Source organism: Streptosporangium sp. NPDC049376, assembly GCF_044466505.1.
In the GTDB taxonomy this organism is placed as follows: Bacteria; Actinomycetota; Actinomycetes; order Streptosporangiales; family Streptosporangiaceae; genus Streptosporangium.
Window position 1 is genome coordinate 414,579 of record NZ_JBITMT010000005.1, and the last position, 14,998, is coordinate 429,576.

The window sequence follows — 14,998 nt, forward strand, 5'->3', positions numbered from 1 at the left end:
GGGTGGATGAAGCACGGCGGCCCCGAGTTTCAGGAGATCGCCGACAGGCACACGATCTTCCGCTTCCAGGTCGGGTCCGGGCTGCACGGCACGGCCATCGCGGGCACCGACGACCGCGACGAGATGGGCATCTGCGTCGAGCCCGCCGCCTACGTCGTGGGGCTGCGCAGGTTCGACCAGTACGTCTATCGCACCCAGCCCGAAGGCGTCCGCTCCGGCCACGGTGATCTCGATCTGACCGTCTACAGTCTCCGCAAGTGGATGCGGCTGGCCCTGGACGGCAACCCCACGGTCCTGCTGGGGCTCTTCGTGCCCGAGTCCGAGATCGTCTCCATCACCGACCTCGGCCGTGACCTTCTCGCGGAGGGGCCCGGTTTCATCCTGTCCCGCCAGGCGGGCCACCGCTTCCTCGGCTATCTCCGGTCCCAGCGGGACCGCATGGTGGGGCACCCCAACGGGAAACGCACCAACCGGCCCGAGCTGATCGCCCTGCACGGATATGACACGAAGTTCGCGGGGCACATGGTCCGCCTCGGCGCGCAGGGGGTCGAGCTCATGGAAAACGGCACGATCACCCTCCCCATGCCCGAACCGTGGCGGTCCCTGATCATCGGCATCAGGAAAGGCGAGTACACCAGGGAGGAGACCCTCGCCGTCGCCGCCGACCTCGAAGCGCGCCTCGAAAAGCTGCTGTCCACCTCGCCGCTGCCCGAGACCCCCGACGGGGACCACGCCGACCGATGGCTGATCGACGCCTACACCCGCACCTGGTCCGCGGAAGGAGACCAGCGGCCCTGAGAGCCTGATCCTTTCTTTGGGGGCTGGGGTCACGGTCGTCCTCAGATGACGGTCAGGAGCGCAGGGACTCCAGCATGCGGGTGAGGGCGGCTCCGGTCTCGGCGAGGTCGCCGGGGCCGGCCGAGTCGGCGAGCCACAGGGCGGCCTCGTTCATGGCGCCGGAGAGCAGGTGGGTCAGGGGGGCGACCGGTCGCTCGGGGATGACACCGGTCTCCATCAGCAGGGTCAGCGCGTCGGCGAGATGACGCGCCGAGGCGGCCTCGTCGAGGGCGCGCCACTCCCTCCAGCCGAGTACGGCGGGGCCGTCGATCAGCATGATCCGCCGGACGTCCGGGCCGGTGCTCGCGGTGAGGAAGGCGTGGCATCCGGCGACGAGCCGGTCCCAGGGGTCCGGCTCGGCGTCGGCGGTCGCGGCCACGTGCCGGCCGACCTCCTCCTGCACCTGGGCGAGGACGGCGCGAAACAGCGCCGCCTTGCCGTCGAAGTGGTGATAGAGGGCACCCTTGGTGACGCCGGCGGCGTCGACGATCTGGGTCAGGCCCACGGCTCCGTACCCCTCGGCCGCGAACAGCCGCCTGCTCTCCCGCAGCAGTGCGCGCCTGGTCTGCTCGCGTTGCTCTGCTCTGCCCATGTCCCTCCTCGCGCTTTTGACATACCGATGGTACGCCAACTAGCTTTCGCATACCAACGGTATGTGAAAGGGGTTCGCCATGATCCTGACCAGCTTCTATCCGGTCGTCTGCACCGAGCGCCTGGCCGAGAGCCGGGACTTCTACGTCGAGTTGTTCGGTTTCGAACCGACCTTCGAGGCGGACTGGTACGTGAGCCTGCGGCGTCCCGGCGCGCAGCCGTACGAGCTGGCTCTGCTCGACCACCGGCACCCGTCGCTGCCCGAGGCCTACCGGGCGCCGGTGCGGGGACTGCTGCTCAACTTCGAGGTGGAGGACGTCGACGCGGAGTGGGAGCGGCTGGTCGTACGGCACGGCCTGCGGCCCGAACTGGAGCTGCGCAGCGAGGACTTCGGGCAGCGGCACTTCATCGTCGCCGACCCCAACGGGGTGCTGATCGACGTGATCACACCGATCGAGCCCTCCGCCGAGTACGCCGAGCAGTTCAGGGAGTGATCTGTGTCCGCGGCCGGCGCCACGGCCCGGCTTGAGAGGTCTGCCCGGCCCGGTCGAAGCCCGGCCTGCGCGTCTCCCTGAGACCCCTCAGGAGATGGACCGGAGACGGCCGTGGGAGCGGCGCCGGAGATGGTCGACGGCCTCGGCCGTCCGGTCGTCGGCGGGGAGGAAGACGACGAGCTGCTGCGCCTCGGCGGGCAGTTCGAACGTCTCGCGAAGCAGGCGAAGCCGGTGTCCTTCCGGGTGGTCGAGCCGGAGAACACCACGTCGCGGCACCGCGTGACGCCTCAGGCGGCGGGTGAGGTCAGGCCCGGCGACGGGGGTGAGTTCGGCGGTGAGCCACTCCAGGTTCTCAAGGGACGGCGCCTGCCACAGGTCGAAGGCCTGCTCGTCCGCGACGTCGTCCCAGTCGACGAAGAACGTCCGGGCGCGGGGGTCGGTGAACAGGTAGCGGTTGAGGTTCGGACGGGCGGCGTCGAGCAGGCCGGTTCCCTCGGTGATCGACCGGTAGCCGCTGGTGTGGGCGAGGACGTCACCCAGCCGGTTGGTCACGATGGCGACACCGGGTTCGAGGAGACTCAGCGTCCGCAGGACGGACGGCCGCACGTGCCGGGACGGCGGCACGGGCCGGATGTGGACCGAGCACCCCTCGCCGGTGATCTTCGCGAGGTAGCGCAGGTGGTTGCGTTCGGAGGGGCTGAGACGGAGCGCGTCGGCGAGGGCGTTGACGACCGCCGGAGACGGGTTGCGGTCGCGGCCCTGCTCGATACGGGTCAGATACTCGACGCTGACGCCGGCCCGCGCGGCGAGGTCCTGCCGCCGCAGACCGGGTGACCGGCGGCGGTCACGGTCCGGCAGCCCGCAGGACTCCGGCTGAATGCTGTCGCGTCTGGCCCGGATGAAATCCCCCAGTGGCGTTCCCACTCCGAAAAGGTATCCGGTCGTGCGCCCAGGAGGGTGGCCCTCCTGGGGCCAGCCTGGGTTCGGTCTGGCCGCCGGACACCGTGTGGCGTGATCGTGGTGCGCATGGAGAATGTGTCGACACGACGTTCCGGTCAGGCGTTGCTGGTGTGGGGGCTGCTCGTGGTGGCGGCGAACCTGCGGGCGAGTCTGACCGGTGTCGGGCCGTTGCTGGATCAGGTGCAGGCCGATCTGGGGTTGGTCCCGGCCGTGGCGGGCCTGCTGAACACGCTGCCGCTGCTGACGTTCGCGGCGCTGTCCCCGCTGGTGCCCTGGCTGGCCGCGCGGTGGGGGGCCGAGCGGCTCCTCGGGGGCGCGCTCATGGTGCTGACGCTGGGGATCGCACTGCGGTGGGTGCCGGTGGCGGCCGGCCTGTTCACGGGAACCGTACTGATCGGGGCGGGCATCGCCGTGGGCAACGTGCTGCTGCCGAGTCTCATAAAGCGCGACTTCCCGACCAGGGTGGGGATGCTGACCAGCGCCTACGCCACGGTGATGGGCGGCGTCGCCGCGGTCGCGTCCGGGGTGGCGGTGCCGATCAGCGAGGTCGCTCCCGGCGGCTGGTACACCGCGCTGGGCTGCTGGGTCCTGTTCGCGCTGGTGGCCGTCCTGCTGTGGCTTCCGCAGATGCGGGCTCCACGGCGTGCCGTACAGGCCGTTCGAGGGCACCGGTTGCCGTGGGGCTCCGGGCTGGCGTGGGCGGTCACGGCGTTCATGGGGCTGCAGTCGCTGGGTTTCTACGTCGTCGTGACGTGGCTGCCCCGGTTCCTTCAGGACAACGGCACGAGCGCGGCCACCGCGGGATGGCTGCTGTTCCTGTTCCAGGCGGTCGCGGTGCTGACCAGCCTGGCGGTACCCGGTGTGATGCGCCGGGCGGGTGACCAACGCGTGCTGGCGGCGATCTGCTCGGCGGTCATGTTCCTCGGCTACCTCGGGCTTCTCGTGGCGCCGGGGGCGGCGCCGCTGTGGAGCGTCGTCCTGGGGCTGGGCGGCGGAGCCTGCCTCGTGCTCGCGCTGGCCTTCATCGGCCTGCGCGCCCAGGACGCGAACGTGGCGGGGGCGTTGTCGGCGATGGCGCAGTCGATCGGTTACCTGCTGGCCGCGGCGGGGCCGGTGGTCTTCGGGCTGCTGCACACGGTGAGCGCCGGGTGGCGGGTGCCGATCGTGGTGATGTGCGCCGCCGCGGCGGGCCAGACGATCGTCGCGCTGGCGGCGGGCGGGGGTACGGTGCGCCCGGCCACGGGCGAGGTTCCCGACCGCGTTCCGGCGCCCCGGTAGCGCCGGAACCGTACCGCCGAAGGACGTCCCTCCAGCCGGTGAACCGGAGAGACGTCCGCGCGGAGGTTCACCGGGCCAGGTCGTCCCACTCCTGGAGGAGGTGGGCCGTGGCCGCGGCGGGAGCCGTGAACGACCAGCGGCCCGGCGGCAGGTTCAGGGCGCAGCCCCCGTCGGCCAGCCTGGTGGTCGGCAGCTGTTCGTTGAGGCCCATGAGGAAGGTGCCGTTGACGGTCATCCCGTCCCACGCGCCCCGCACGGGCAGCACCGCGCGGGCGGTCACGCCCTCCGGGACGGAGAAGGTGAACTGGACCCCGTCGGGCCCGGCCCGCCAGCCCGACTCGACGGTCCCCGACGCGCTCTCGTAGCGGGCGTGCGCCTGGCGCAGCAGCGGGACGGGGCCGGGGCGCAGCAGCAGCTCGCCGAAGCCGCCACCTGTCCCGCGCGGGTCGTCGCCCAGACCCGCCACGTGCCGGAACAACCAGTCGCCCACGCAGCCGTAGGCGTAGTGGTTGAAGGAGTTCATGGCCGGGGTCTGCAGGCCGTGCCGGTGGTGCCAGGCGTCCCAGCGCTCCCACATGGTCGTCGCCCCGGCGCGGAGCTGGTAGCGCCAGGACGGGTAGCCCTCCTGGTTGAAGATCCGGCCCGCCAGGTCGTGGTGGCCGGTCTCCGACAGCACGGGCAGCAGCAGGGCGGTGCCGACGAAGCCCGTCATGAGCCGGTGCCCGTCGGCGCGGACCAGGTCGGCCAGCGCCTGCGCCGCCGCGGTCCTGTCCTCGGGCGGGACCAGGTCCCAGGCGAGGGCGACGGCGTAGCCGGTCTGCGTCTCGGTGTGCAGCCTCGGCCCGCTGAGGAAGGCCCGCTGGAAGGCACCTGACACGCGGGTGAACGCCTCGCCGTACTCCGGTGCGTGCGGCTCGCCGAGCACGTCGGCCACGTTCGCGACCAGGCGGAGGCTGCGGGCGAGGGCGGCGGTGGAGATGAGGCTCTTGGGCGTCTCGACCGTGCCGGGGGCCAGCCAGTCGCCCAGGGCCCTGCCCGGCCTGATGCCGTCCTCGGCCTGGGCCAGGCAGTAGTCGGCCCACCGCCGCATCGGGTCGTACGCGCGGCGCAGCGTGCGGTCGTCGCCGTAGCGCCGCCACAGCAGCCACGGCACCTCGACCAGCGCGTCGGACCACACGGGGGAGTCGTATCCGTACTCGGGCAGGACCGGCGCGACGTGCGGGATCGCGCCGTCGGCCCGCTGCCCGTCGATCAGCGTCGTCACCCAGCCGGACAGGAACGCCTGCGTGTGCCGCAGGAAGCTGAGCGTCGAGCCGAACACCGAGATGTCGGCCGTCCAGCCGGTCCGCTCGTCACGCTGCGGGCAGTCGGTCGGCACGCTCACCAGGTTGCCGTCCGCCGACGCGCCGATGTTGGCGACGAGCTGCCGTACGGCGGGGTCGCTCACGGTCAGCGAGCCGGTGACGGCGAGCGCGGAGGACAGCAGCACCGCCTCCAGGTCGTCCGGCGTCAGCGCGCCCGGCCAGCCGGTGACCTCCGCGTAGCGGAACCCGTGCAGGGTGAACGCGGGCTCAACGACGTGCGAGCCGGGGCCGAGGACGAACTCGTCACGCTGGTCCGCGGTGCGCAGGTTGTCGGTGTAGAGCCGCCCGGTCGCGGTCAGCTCCTCCCCGTGCCGCACCACGATCCGTACCGGGCCCGGCGCGTCGACGCGCAGCCGTACCCGTCCGACGACGTTGCGCCCGAAGTCGGCCACCTGGACGCCCGGCGCGGGCTCGGTCACGGAGACGGCCGGCACCGTGCCGATCACCCGCACCGGGGGAGCGGGGTCGGCCTCGACCAGGATCTCCGGGACGGCCGTCGTCTCGGCGGGTTCGGCGGTCCGCTGGGAGGGGGCCTGGACGGTCTCGCCCATCACCAGGTCGGCGCGCGGGCGGCCGAGATCCCGCCGGGTCCAGGCCACGTCGGTGGCGAGCACGCGGCGGACCCCGTCGTCGTCGCGCACGAGCACCTGGGCGCTGGCGGCGGGCCGGTCGCCGTAGCGGCGCGGGCCTCCGCCGGCGACGTGGCCCGCGTACCAGCCGGGGGCGAGCCACAGCTCCAGCTCGTTCTCCCCGGGCACGAGCAGCTCAGTGAGCTCCAGCAGCCGGTAACGCGTCCGGTGGGCGTAGTCGGTCCAGCCGGGGGCCAGTTCCTCCTCGCTCAGCCGTACCCCGTTGAGCAGCGCCCGGTAGACGCCCAGCGCGGTGACGGCCAGCCAGGCGCGCCCGGGAGCGGGACGCCAGGTGAACGACCCGCGCAGGCTCACCGCCGCCTGGGGGTCACCCGCCAGCCAGGGGGCGTCCCACGCGCCGCGCGCCCGCAGGCCCGTGGTGAACGCGCCGGCCGCGTGCCCCTCCACACTCCACGTGTACGGCGTCAGCGGCTCCAGCCGCCCATCCGGCACGTCCACGTCGTGCGACCCGGCGGGTACGGACGACCGCCACACTTCGCGCCCGTCCGAGGACACCACCACGGTGGCCTCCCCGGACAGCCGGGCGTTCCACGACAGCCGGGGCGACGGCTCGTCCACGCCGACCGGATCCGCCAGGCCGCACGTCAGGCCCGCCGGTGACCGGGGTGGGGCCGAACGGATGAACGGCGTCTGCGCGCCTGAGACCTGCACCTCCAGCACCCCCGAATCCCGGTTCACGCATCTAGCCCGGTGGTGAAGGCGTTGTGCAGGCCGTCGATGTCGACACCGGACAGGTGCGGCGCCAGCACGTTGATCAGCAGCACGAAACACGCGTCCTGCTCCGGGTACATCCACCACTGGCACCCCGAGGCGCCACCGTGCCCGTACAGTCGCCGTTCGAGCAGCCCGGGAGCCGAGTGGCGCAGGTTCCAGGTGAGGCCCCAGTCCTGCCCGGCGTTGACCGGGTCGGGCTGCAGCTTGACCAGGCCCGTCGTCTGCGGGGTCGTCATGGCGGCCAGGGTGGTCGGGTGGATCAGCCCGCGGTCGCCGCGCAGCAGCGCCCCGCCCAGCGCCAGGAGGTCCTCGGCGCGGGAGAACAGCGCCCCCGCCGGATGGCGGAGCCGTACGAACTTGTCGAAGTCGAAGCCGGGCCCGAGCAGTTCGACACCGTGGACCTCGGCCGCGTCGCACGCCGGGTCGAACGTGATGCGCCCGCCGCCCGGCACCAGCGTGTTCAGATCGGAGTCGATCAGGTCGGCCAGGTCGCGCCCGGTGACGTCGCGGACCATCTCCGCGATGCCGGCGAAGGCCAGGTTGGAGTAGTGGCTGAGCGTGCCCGCCTCGAACATCGACGGCGCGGTGGCGAGGTGTTCCAGCAGGTCGTCGGGCGTGAGCGTCTGCTCGGCGATGCCGCCGGTGTGGGTGAGCAGGTGCCAGAGCGTCACGTCGGGCCGCGCGAAGTTCGGCAGCGCGTCCCGCAGCGGGCGGCGCAGTGACAGCAGCCCGCGTTCGACCTGACGCATGGCGACCAGCCCCGTCAGCGGCTTGGTCACCGAGAACAGCGCGAAGTGGTCCTCGATCCGGGTCGCCCGGCCGTCGTGCTCGCCGAAGGCCTCCAGCACCTGGATCCCGTCGGAGGTGGCGGCGCCGAACACCGCACAGGGCAGCCGCCCCTCCTTGATCTCGCGCCTGACCCAGTCGAGCGCGATGTCGTGAGTGGTCATCCTTTCAGGGAACCTTCCGTGAGGCCGGCCAGGACGCGCTTCTGCGCGGCGACGTACACCGCCACGAGGGGCAGCGTGGTGAGCAGGACGTGGGCGAAGACGAGGTTCCAGTTCAGGCTCTGCAGGGTGCCCGAGGCGAACTGGAACAGGCTCAGCGGCAGCGTGGCGTTCGCGCTGCCCTGGAGCAGGAAGAGGGCGAAGAAGAAGTCGTTCCAGACGTTGATGATCAGGATCACGCCGCCGACGAACAGCACCGGCCGCAGCAGGGGCAGCAGGATGCGGAAGAAGACCTGCGGGCGGGAGGCGCCGTCGATGGAGGCGGCGTGCTCCAGGTCGGGGGGGAACGCGCGGACGAACCCGGTCGCCAGGAAGATCACGACGCCCAGGCGGCAGCCGGTCATGGTCAGCACGTAGCCGAGCGTGCCGCCGTCCAGCGACAGGGCGCGCAGCAGGTAGACGGTCGGGATGATCGACGGCGGCAGCAGGATGGACAGCCCCATCACGAAGTAGGCCGCCTGCAGCCACCGCGACCGGCTGCGTCCGAACGCCCACGCCGCCGCCGCGCCGAGGAGCACCACGGCCACCACGATCGGCACGGTCACCTTGAGGCTGTTGAACAACCCCGTCAGGTAGCCGCCCCGGTCGAGCACGATGCCGTAGTTCTCGGCGACCGCCCACGTCCTGGGCAGTCCGAGGCCCAGCTCCGCAGCCTCACCCGCGGGTTTGAACGAGTTGACGACCACGAGCCAGACGGGTACGAGCACCCACGGGATCGCGAAGAGCGTCAGCGCCGTGTACTTGAGGACCGCCCTCATCCCGTCACCTCCCTACGCCGCAGCCACCACACAAGAGGCACGGCGGTGGCGATCACCAGCAGTGTCACGGTGAAGCCCAGCGCGCTGGCGGAGCCGAAGAAGCCCTGCCCCCACTGCTGGCGCATCACCACGTTCAGGGCCCGGGTGTGGTCGCCGGGCCCGCCACCGGTGGTGGCGGCGATCACGTCGTAGGCGCTGAGCGCGCCCACCAGCGTGACCGCCACGTTGAAGGTCAGCGCCGGGGCGAGCATCGGGAACACCACCCGCCGGAACCGGGTCCACGGCCCGGCCCCGTCGACGGTCGCCGACTCCAGCAGCGACTTCGGGATGGAGTTGAGGCCCGCGATGTAGACGAGGGTGATCAGCCCGCTCCACTTCCACGCGTCGATGAACGCGACCGTCACCAGCGCGGTCGACGGTTCGCCAAGCCACGCCCACTCGATGCCGAGGAAGGAGTTGATCGCCCCGTCGGGGGCCAGCAGCCCGCGCCAGATGTATCCGGCGGCCAGCGGCGAGATGAGCGTCGGCAGGAAGAAGGCCGAACGGAAGACGGTGTTGACCCCGCTGGTCCGCTGGAGGGCCATGGCCAGCGAGAGGCTGACCGTGTTCTGGATCGCCATGCACATGATCGCGTACAGCACGGTCACGGTGACCGCGTTGGCCAGCAGGTCCTGCTCGATCAGGGTGCGGACGTTCTCCAGCCCGTTCCAGGTGATCTCGGCTCGGAAACTCGTCCAGGAGGAGAACGCGAACCGGACGTTGAGCAGGAACGGGGCGACGAAGAAGACCGTGACCAGCACGATCGCGGGCAGTGCCCACGGCAGCCAGGCCGCCCTGTTCCGCATCACCATCCGGGCAGCCCTGCCGCCTTGGCCGCCTGCTCGACCTGGCCCTGCAGCTGGGTCGCCGCCTTCTGCGGGTCCTTCTGCCCGGCGATCAGCTCGGACATGAGCTGCGCCAGGCCGCCCATGCCGGGGATGTCGGAGTTGAAGGCGATGACCGCGCCGGTGTCGTAGGCCTTCTTGACGTCCTGCAGCACCGACGAGACGCCCTGCGGGTTGGGCACGTCCTTGAAGACGGGGAAGGTCTTGGACGCGGTGATGTACTCGTTGTAGGCCGGGCCGGTCATGAAGCGCACGAAGTCGAGCGAGGCCTTCTCCCGCGCCGCGTCACCGGTCTTGGGCAGATAGAACGTGCCAATCGGGCCGGGCGCGTAGGTCGCGAGCGGCTTCTCGCTCGACAGGCCGACGAAGCCGACGGACTCGTCGACGGTCTTCTGGTCGCCGCCCGCGGCCGCGAGGAGGGCCGGGAGCATGTCGGAGTGCTGGGCGACCATGGCGGCCTTGCCGGTCACGAGGGCCTTCATGGAGTCCTCGAACTTGGCGGTGACGATGTCCTTGTTGAAGCAGCCGTCGGCCTGCAGCTTGGCGTAGGCGGTCAGGCCGGCGACGAAGGGCGAGCCCGGGTCGGCCAGGGTGCTGGTGTGGCCGGAGATGGCCTTGCCGTACGCGTTGGACTGGTTGGCGCTGGCCAGGTAGAGGATGGGCAGGATCTGCACCGGCCAGATGGACCCGCCCGACTCGAAGACCGGGGTGACCCCGGCGGCCTTGAGCTTGGGGCAGGCGGCGGAGAGCTCGGTGAAGTTCGTGGGCGGGGTCAGCCCGGCCGAGGTGAAGACCTTCTTGTTGTAGTAGAGGCCGAAGACCTGGGGGAAGCCGGTGATGGCGGCGTAGACCTTGCCGTTGACGGCTCCGGCGCTCTGGTAGAGGTCACCGGACCTGGCGATGTACGCCTCGCCTGTCAGGTCGCGCAGGTTCTCGGCCGGGTTGAGGGCGAGCAGGCCGCTCGCCGTCGCGTGGTACTCCAGGATGTCCGGGCGCTCGCCGGTGGCCCACTTGGTCTGGGTGGTGTCCTCGAAGCCGTCGGACGGGATCGACACGAGCTCGATCTTGTGGCCGGACTGCTTCTCGAACTTCTTGTACATCTCCAGCAGGGGCGCCGGGTCCGCGCTGTTGTGCCAGAGGGTCAGCTTCACCTGACCGGTCCCCTCCGGGGCGGAGGATCCGCAGCCGGAGAGGGACAGGGCGAGGACGGCGCCGATCGCCGCGCTGAGCATACGGGATGGTGCGTTCACGCCCGTGCTCCTGTTCGTTTGGGAGGTATCGTGTAGAACGTTCTCCATTGGTAGGGCACGAGAGAATCGTCCGTCAAGAGGTAGACCTGAGGATCAATGACGGGCTAGCCTCCCTCCACAAGAAAAGTGTGTAGTTCGTTCTACGAAAACTCTGCGAAGGATGACGCGTGACGAGCCGACGGGTGACGATCGCCGACGTGGCCAGGCGGGCCGGGGTTTCCACGGCCGCCGTGTCCAAGGTGGTACGCGGGGCCTACGGCGTGAGCGCGGAGATGCAGGCCAAGGTGACACAGGCCATCGACGAGCTGGGTTACCGCCCGCACGCCGCGGCCCGTGCCCTGCGTGGGCGCACCTACACCCTCGGTGTCATGCTCTCGGACACCCGTAACCCGTTCTTCCCCGACATCATCGAGGGCGTCACCGGCCGGCTGGGCGACACCGAGTACCAGGTGCTGCTCGGGCCCGGCGGGATCGAGCCCAAGACGCAGGCCAGGATGACCGACGCCATGATCGACCGGAGCATGGGCGGGCTCATCCTGATCTCACCGGTCATGACGGACGCGGAACTCGCCGCCATCGCGACGGCCATCCCGGTCGTCGTGGTCGGCAGGCACGGCGGGGCCACGACCTACGACGCGGTCGTCAACGACGACGTGATGGGGGCGGGGCTCGTGGTCGACCACCTGGTCGGGCTCGGGCACACCCGGATCGCGCACATCACCCACCTGGAGCGGGCCCACGCCCAGGGACTGCCGCACACGGTGCGCGCCGAAGGCTACCGCCAGGCGATGCGCGCCCACGGACTCGCCGACGACGTGCTGGCCACCTCCTTCACCGAGGAGGGCGGCTTCGAGGGCGCGCGGGAGTTACTCGCGCGCGACGACCGGCCCACCGCGATCTTCGCCGGGGCCGACATCGCGGCGCTCGGCGTGTTACGCGCCGCCGACGAGGCGGGCCTGTCGGTGCCGGAGGACCTCTCCGTCGCCGGATACGACAACATCGGCATCGCCTCTCTCAAGCGCATCTCACTCACCAGTGTCGACCAGGACGGGCACGTGATCGGGGCCACCGCCGCGCAACTGCTCGTCGAACGCATCGAGGGACGCTCACGATCGGTGACGTCGTCGGTGTCACCCACGCTGATCGTCCGCGGAACCACAGGACCGCCTCGCCCCTGAGAACCGACCGCACGTCGGGGGACTGTCGCGGATCAAGTGTTGAAACGATTCAATGGAAGGACCCCCCCACGTGAGACGACTCTCCCTCCTCGCCCTTCTCCTCCCACTGGTGGCCGTGCCCGCGCAACCGGCCATCGCCCAGACGTCCGCCGTGACCTGCCCGGTCAGGGTCGACCCCGCGGCGTTCGCCTCAGAGGCCCGCCTGAGCGCCCTGGCCGACAAGCAGGCGACGTTCGGCGCCAGGCCGACCGGATCGCCCGCGCACGCCGACTACGTCGACTGGCTGGAGGAGGAGATGTCGGCCATCCCCGGCATCCAGCTCTCCGCCCTGCCCTACACCATCGACCGCTGGGACAACCTCGGCACCGGCCTGACCGTCGGCGGTACGGCCGTGCAGGTCGCGGCCCCCGTGCCGTTCTCCTCCTCGACCGGATCGGGCGGCGTCTCGGCCCCGCTCGTCCACCTGGCGGCGGGGACGAACATCACCGCGGCCAACGCCGCCGGGAAGATCGTGGTCCGGGACCTGCCGTGGACCAACGTGCCCAACCTGCTGTTCTATCCGCCCACCCTCGGCTACTCCATGTACGACCCGGGCCTCACGATCAACCTGCTCGGCTCGGAGTCGATGGAGGCCCCGGCCGCGGCCGACGCCGACCTCAAGGCCGCCGCGGCGGCGGGCGCGCTGGGCGTGATCGAGATCAGCCAGCTCCCGCACGCGCAGATCAAGGACATGTACGCCCCCTACGAGGGCCTGCCGTACGGCGTGCCGGGCGCGTACGTCGGCGCCGACCAGGGCAAGCAGATCAAGGACGCGCTGGCCGCCGGGCAGCCGGTCCAGGCCGCGCTGACCGTGAACGCCGCCTGGACGCCGACGCCGACCCGCACCCTGCTCGCGACGCTTCCCGGCGGGAACGCCCAGAAGATCGTCGTGGAGAGCCACACCGACGGCATGAGCCCGGTGTGGGACAACGGCCCGCTCACCATGATCGAGATGGCCCGCTACCTGTCGTCGCTGCCGGTGGAGTGCCGCCCGCGCACCGTGCAGTTCGCGTTCGTGACCGGCCACCTCTACCAGCACCTGACCGGCCCCAACGTCCGTGAGGGCGGCGCGGGCCAGCTCGCCGCCCAGCTCGACGCCGAGTACGACCAGGGCAAGGTCTCCTCCGTCGTCGTGCTCGAACACCTCGGCGCCAAGCGCTACGACGCGGTCGCCAGGCCGAACGGCCTGCCGGGCAAGCAGCTCGTCGCCAGCCCCAACCTCACCGAACTGCTGCTGGTCCCCGTCAGCGAGAGCACGCCGCTGCGCGAGCTGGTCAAGGGCCACATCGAGTACTGGGACGTCAGGCGCACCGCGATCCTCAAGGGCCTGTCGGCGGCAGACCTCGGCACGGTGCCGCGCCACTGCAGCTTCGGTGGCGAGGGCACGCCGTACAACCAGCACCTGCTGCCCGTCATCTCGCCCATCGCCGCGCCCAAGACGCTGTTCTCGCCGCAGTTCGGTCCCGAGGCGATCGACCTGCAGGTGATGCGCAAGGCGTCGCTCGCCTTCACCGACGTCGTGCTCGACCTCGGCCCGATGGCCCAGACGGCCGTCGCGGGCGACGTGACCGCCATGCGCCAGCAGCGCGCCTCCGGCACGCCGGGATGCGCGTGAGCGTGGACGACAGGACGCCCGTGCGTCGGCGCACCGCCGCCGGCGCCGGGTGTCCGCCCACCGCCGGTGACGGCGGTACCCGAACAGATCCGACAGACACCACGCACGCGCACGCCGTACGGCTCACGCCGCGACCCCACCTGAGTCCGCGCACATGTCCTCGCCCGTGTCCTGGACGTGACCGGCACCGGGCGTGTTCGTTCCTTGACACCACTCACCGATCGCATTTCCCTCTCCTTGGAGGCGTTCGCGTCTCCGGACAATCCACGAGGTGACCATGGAGAACTTCACCCGTCGGCAGGCCCTGCGGGCAGGGGCGCTCGGCCTCATGTCGGCCGGATTCCTGTCGTGGACCGCCGAGGCCAACGCCGCCTCGACCATCGAGACGATCTACAAGGCGGCGGGTCCGTGGCCGGTCGCCACCGGCACCTCGGGCGGCCACCGGCTCTACTACCCCTCGACCCTGGGCGCGGGCGGCGTCGTCCATCCGATCGTCACCTGGGGCAACGGCTCGTGGGCCACCCCCGACAACTATCCGGGACTGCTCAACCACCTCGCCTCGTGGGGCTTCGCCGTGGTCGCCTCGACCGACACGACCACGGGCACCGGCGCCGAGATCATCGACGCCGCCCAGCACCTCGTCGGCCTCAACACCGACCCCGCCAGCGTCTTCCACGGCAAGCTGGACACCGCCCAGGTCGCCGCCGTCGGCCACTCCCAGGGCGCGGGCGGGTCCATCAACGCGGCCAACAAGTCGGCCGGGCTGATCAAGACCGTCGTGCCGATCGCCGTGCCCGCGCAGTGGATGGCCGGCCCCGGAGACGAGTTCTCCGTCGCCGCCCTGACCTGCCCGGTGCTCTTCCTCAGCGGCGCGGACGACTGGCTGATCTCCTCGGCCGGGACCCTGCAGGGCTACTACGACCAGGCGGGCGCCGGAGCGGGTAAGGCACTGCTCAAGGGCGCGGGACACAACGACATCCAGAACACCGGCGGGGCCTTCCTCGGCTACGTGACCGCCTGGCTGCGCTACCGCCTCCAGGCCGACACCCAGGCCCGCGGGGCGTTCGTCGGCGCCACCGCCGAACTCCCCACCAACACCGCCTGGCAGAACCAGGCCCTCAAGAACCTCACCTAGGAGAACCACCGTGGCGGATCACGCGCGGCGCGGACCCGCTCGCCGGGGCGGCGGCCGGACGGCGCCGCGCGTGATCACGCGGACCACCGCCGGGCCGGTCCTCCCCGGTACGCCGCCCTTCGTCTCCGAGGCGCCGGGCGCCGGACACGCCGCGGGCCGTGGCCCACGCGACGCGCACCGGCGCCCCCGGCCGTCCGGGCACACCATGATCTTCAACGCACCCACCGACGACCGGAGGTTGTGA

General features: G+C 71.3%; 14 protein-coding genes. 7 read left to right on the forward strand and 7 right to left on the reverse strand.

Going from position 1 to position 14,998, the window contains the following annotated elements; genetic code table 11:
• The first annotated feature begins 6 nt into the window (after nucleotides 1-6).
• Nucleotides 7-798 (forward strand): DNA polymerase beta superfamily protein, encoded by a 792-nt coding sequence (locus tag ACIBVQ_RS17415; protein ID WP_399178604.1) that lies wholly within the window; start codon nucleotides 7-9, stop codon nucleotides 796-798.
• A gap of 52 nt (nucleotides 799-850) precedes the next feature.
• On the opposite strand, the gene ACIBVQ_RS17420 is transcribed toward ACIBVQ_RS17415, so the two are convergent.
• Nucleotides 851-1,429, reverse strand: a complete 579-nt coding sequence (locus ACIBVQ_RS17420; RefSeq protein WP_399178481.1) for a TetR/AcrR family transcriptional regulator — start codon at nucleotides 1,427-1,429, stop codon at nucleotides 851-853.
• Between the two features lie 79 nt (nucleotides 1,430-1,508).
• On the opposite strand from ACIBVQ_RS17420, the gene ACIBVQ_RS17425 reads away from it, so the two are divergent.
• Nucleotides 1,509-1,922, forward strand: a complete 414-nt coding sequence (locus ACIBVQ_RS17425; protein WP_399178483.1) for a VOC family protein — start codon at nucleotides 1,509-1,511, stop codon at nucleotides 1,920-1,922.
• An 87-nt stretch (nucleotides 1,923-2,009) separates the two neighbouring features.
• Here the strand turns inward: ACIBVQ_RS17425 and ACIBVQ_RS17430 are convergent, their stop codons facing one another.
• The gene (locus tag ACIBVQ_RS17430; RefSeq protein WP_352010618.1) at nucleotides 2,010-2,846 is read right to left on the reverse strand and encodes a helix-turn-helix transcriptional regulator; all 837 of its coding nucleotides are present in this window, start codon (nucleotides 2,844-2,846) and stop codon (nucleotides 2,010-2,012) included.
• 102 nt (nucleotides 2,847-2,948) lie between these two features.
• On the opposite strand from ACIBVQ_RS17430, the gene ACIBVQ_RS17435 reads away from it, so the two are divergent.
• The gene (locus tag ACIBVQ_RS17435) at nucleotides 2,949-4,160 is read left to right on the forward strand and encodes a CynX/NimT family MFS transporter (RefSeq protein WP_399178485.1); all 1,212 of its coding nucleotides are present in this window, start codon (nucleotides 2,949-2,951) and stop codon (nucleotides 4,158-4,160) included.
• A 67-nt stretch (nucleotides 4,161-4,227) separates the two neighbouring features.
• Here ACIBVQ_RS17435 and ACIBVQ_RS17440 read toward each other — a convergent pair whose 3' ends face one another.
• From ACIBVQ_RS17440 to ACIBVQ_RS17460, 5 genes are read right to left on the reverse strand one after another with little or no spacing between them, the layout of a single operon-like run.
• Nucleotides 4,228-6,834 (reverse strand): family 78 glycoside hydrolase catalytic domain, encoded by a 2,607-nt coding sequence (locus ACIBVQ_RS17440; RefSeq protein WP_399178487.1) that lies wholly within the window; start codon nucleotides 6,832-6,834, stop codon nucleotides 4,228-4,230.
• Nucleotides 6,835-6,848: 14 nt separating this feature from the next.
• The gene (locus ACIBVQ_RS17445; protein WP_362909068.1) at nucleotides 6,849-7,838 is read right to left on the reverse strand and encodes a serine hydrolase domain-containing protein; all 990 of its coding nucleotides are present in this window, start codon (nucleotides 7,836-7,838) and stop codon (nucleotides 6,849-6,851) included.
• A complete protein-coding gene (locus tag ACIBVQ_RS17450; protein WP_352010622.1) occupies nucleotides 7,835-8,653 on the reverse strand; it encodes a carbohydrate ABC transporter permease in 819 nt (272 codons plus the stop codon). Before ACIBVQ_RS17450 ends, ACIBVQ_RS17445 begins: the two co-directional genes overlap by 4 nt.
• Nucleotides 8,650-9,498, reverse strand: a complete 849-nt coding sequence (locus ACIBVQ_RS17455; protein WP_352010623.1) for a sugar ABC transporter permease — start codon at nucleotides 9,496-9,498, stop codon at nucleotides 8,650-8,652. Before ACIBVQ_RS17455 ends, ACIBVQ_RS17450 begins: the two co-directional genes overlap by 4 nt.
• Nucleotides 9,498-10,787, reverse strand: coding sequence for an ABC transporter substrate-binding protein (locus ACIBVQ_RS17460; protein WP_352010624.1), 1,290 nt, complete (start codon nucleotides 10,785-10,787; stop codon nucleotides 9,498-9,500). The genes ACIBVQ_RS17455 and ACIBVQ_RS17460 overlap by 1 nt, the downstream gene beginning before the upstream one ends.
• A gap of 167 nt (nucleotides 10,788-10,954) precedes the next feature.
• Here ACIBVQ_RS17460 and ACIBVQ_RS17465 point away from each other — a divergent pair, with 167 nt between their 5' ends.
• The 4 genes from ACIBVQ_RS17465 to ACIBVQ_RS17480 all read left to right on the forward strand — a co-directional run bounded on the left by ACIBVQ_RS17465 (nucleotide 10,955) and on the right by ACIBVQ_RS17480 (nucleotide 14,998).
• Nucleotides 10,955-11,965, forward strand: coding sequence for a LacI family DNA-binding transcriptional regulator (locus tag ACIBVQ_RS17465; protein WP_352010625.1), 1,011 nt, complete (start codon nucleotides 10,955-10,957; stop codon nucleotides 11,963-11,965).
• A gap of 70 nt (nucleotides 11,966-12,035) precedes the next feature.
• Complete coding sequence (locus tag ACIBVQ_RS17470) at nucleotides 12,036-13,619, forward strand: hypothetical protein (RefSeq protein WP_386186760.1); 1,584 nt, start codon at nucleotides 12,036-12,038, stop codon at nucleotides 13,617-13,619.
• Nucleotides 13,620-13,896: 277 nt separating this feature from the next.
• Entirely contained in the window at nucleotides 13,897-14,754 is an 858-nt protein-coding gene (locus ACIBVQ_RS17475) for an alpha/beta hydrolase (RefSeq protein ID WP_352010738.1), read from the forward strand.
• A 70-nt stretch (nucleotides 14,755-14,824) separates the two neighbouring features.
• A complete protein-coding gene (locus tag ACIBVQ_RS17480) occupies nucleotides 14,825-14,998 on the forward strand; it encodes a hypothetical protein (RefSeq protein WP_386186758.1) in 174 nt (57 codons plus the stop codon).

Coding starts and splice junctions, on each gene's coding strand:
- ACIBVQ_RS17415 (WP_399178604.1), top strand. CDS start 7: ATGAAGCACGGCGGCCCCGAGTTTCAGGAGATCGCCGACAGGCACACG.
- ACIBVQ_RS17420 (WP_399178481.1), bottom strand. CDS start 1,429: ATGGGCAGAGCAGAGCAACGCGAGCAGACCAGGCGCGCACTGCTGCGG.
- ACIBVQ_RS17425 (WP_399178483.1), top strand. CDS start 1,509: ATGATCCTGACCAGCTTCTATCCGGTCGTCTGCACCGAGCGCCTGGCC.
- ACIBVQ_RS17435 (WP_399178485.1), top strand. CDS start 2,949: ATGGAGAATGTGTCGACACGACGTTCCGGTCAGGCGTTGCTGGTGTGG.
- ACIBVQ_RS17445 (WP_362909068.1), bottom strand. CDS start 7,838: ATGACCACTCACGACATCGCGCTCGACTGGGTCAGGCGCGAGATCAAG.
- ACIBVQ_RS17450 (WP_352010622.1), bottom strand. CDS start 8,653: ATGAGGGCGGTCCTCAAGTACACGGCGCTGACGCTCTTCGCGATCCCG.
- ACIBVQ_RS17455 (WP_352010623.1), bottom strand. CDS start 9,498: ATGCGGAACAGGGCGGCCTGGCTGCCGTGGGCACTGCCCGCGATCGTG.
- ACIBVQ_RS17475 (WP_352010738.1), top strand. CDS start 13,897: ATGGAGAACTTCACCCGTCGGCAGGCCCTGCGGGCAGGGGCGCTCGGC.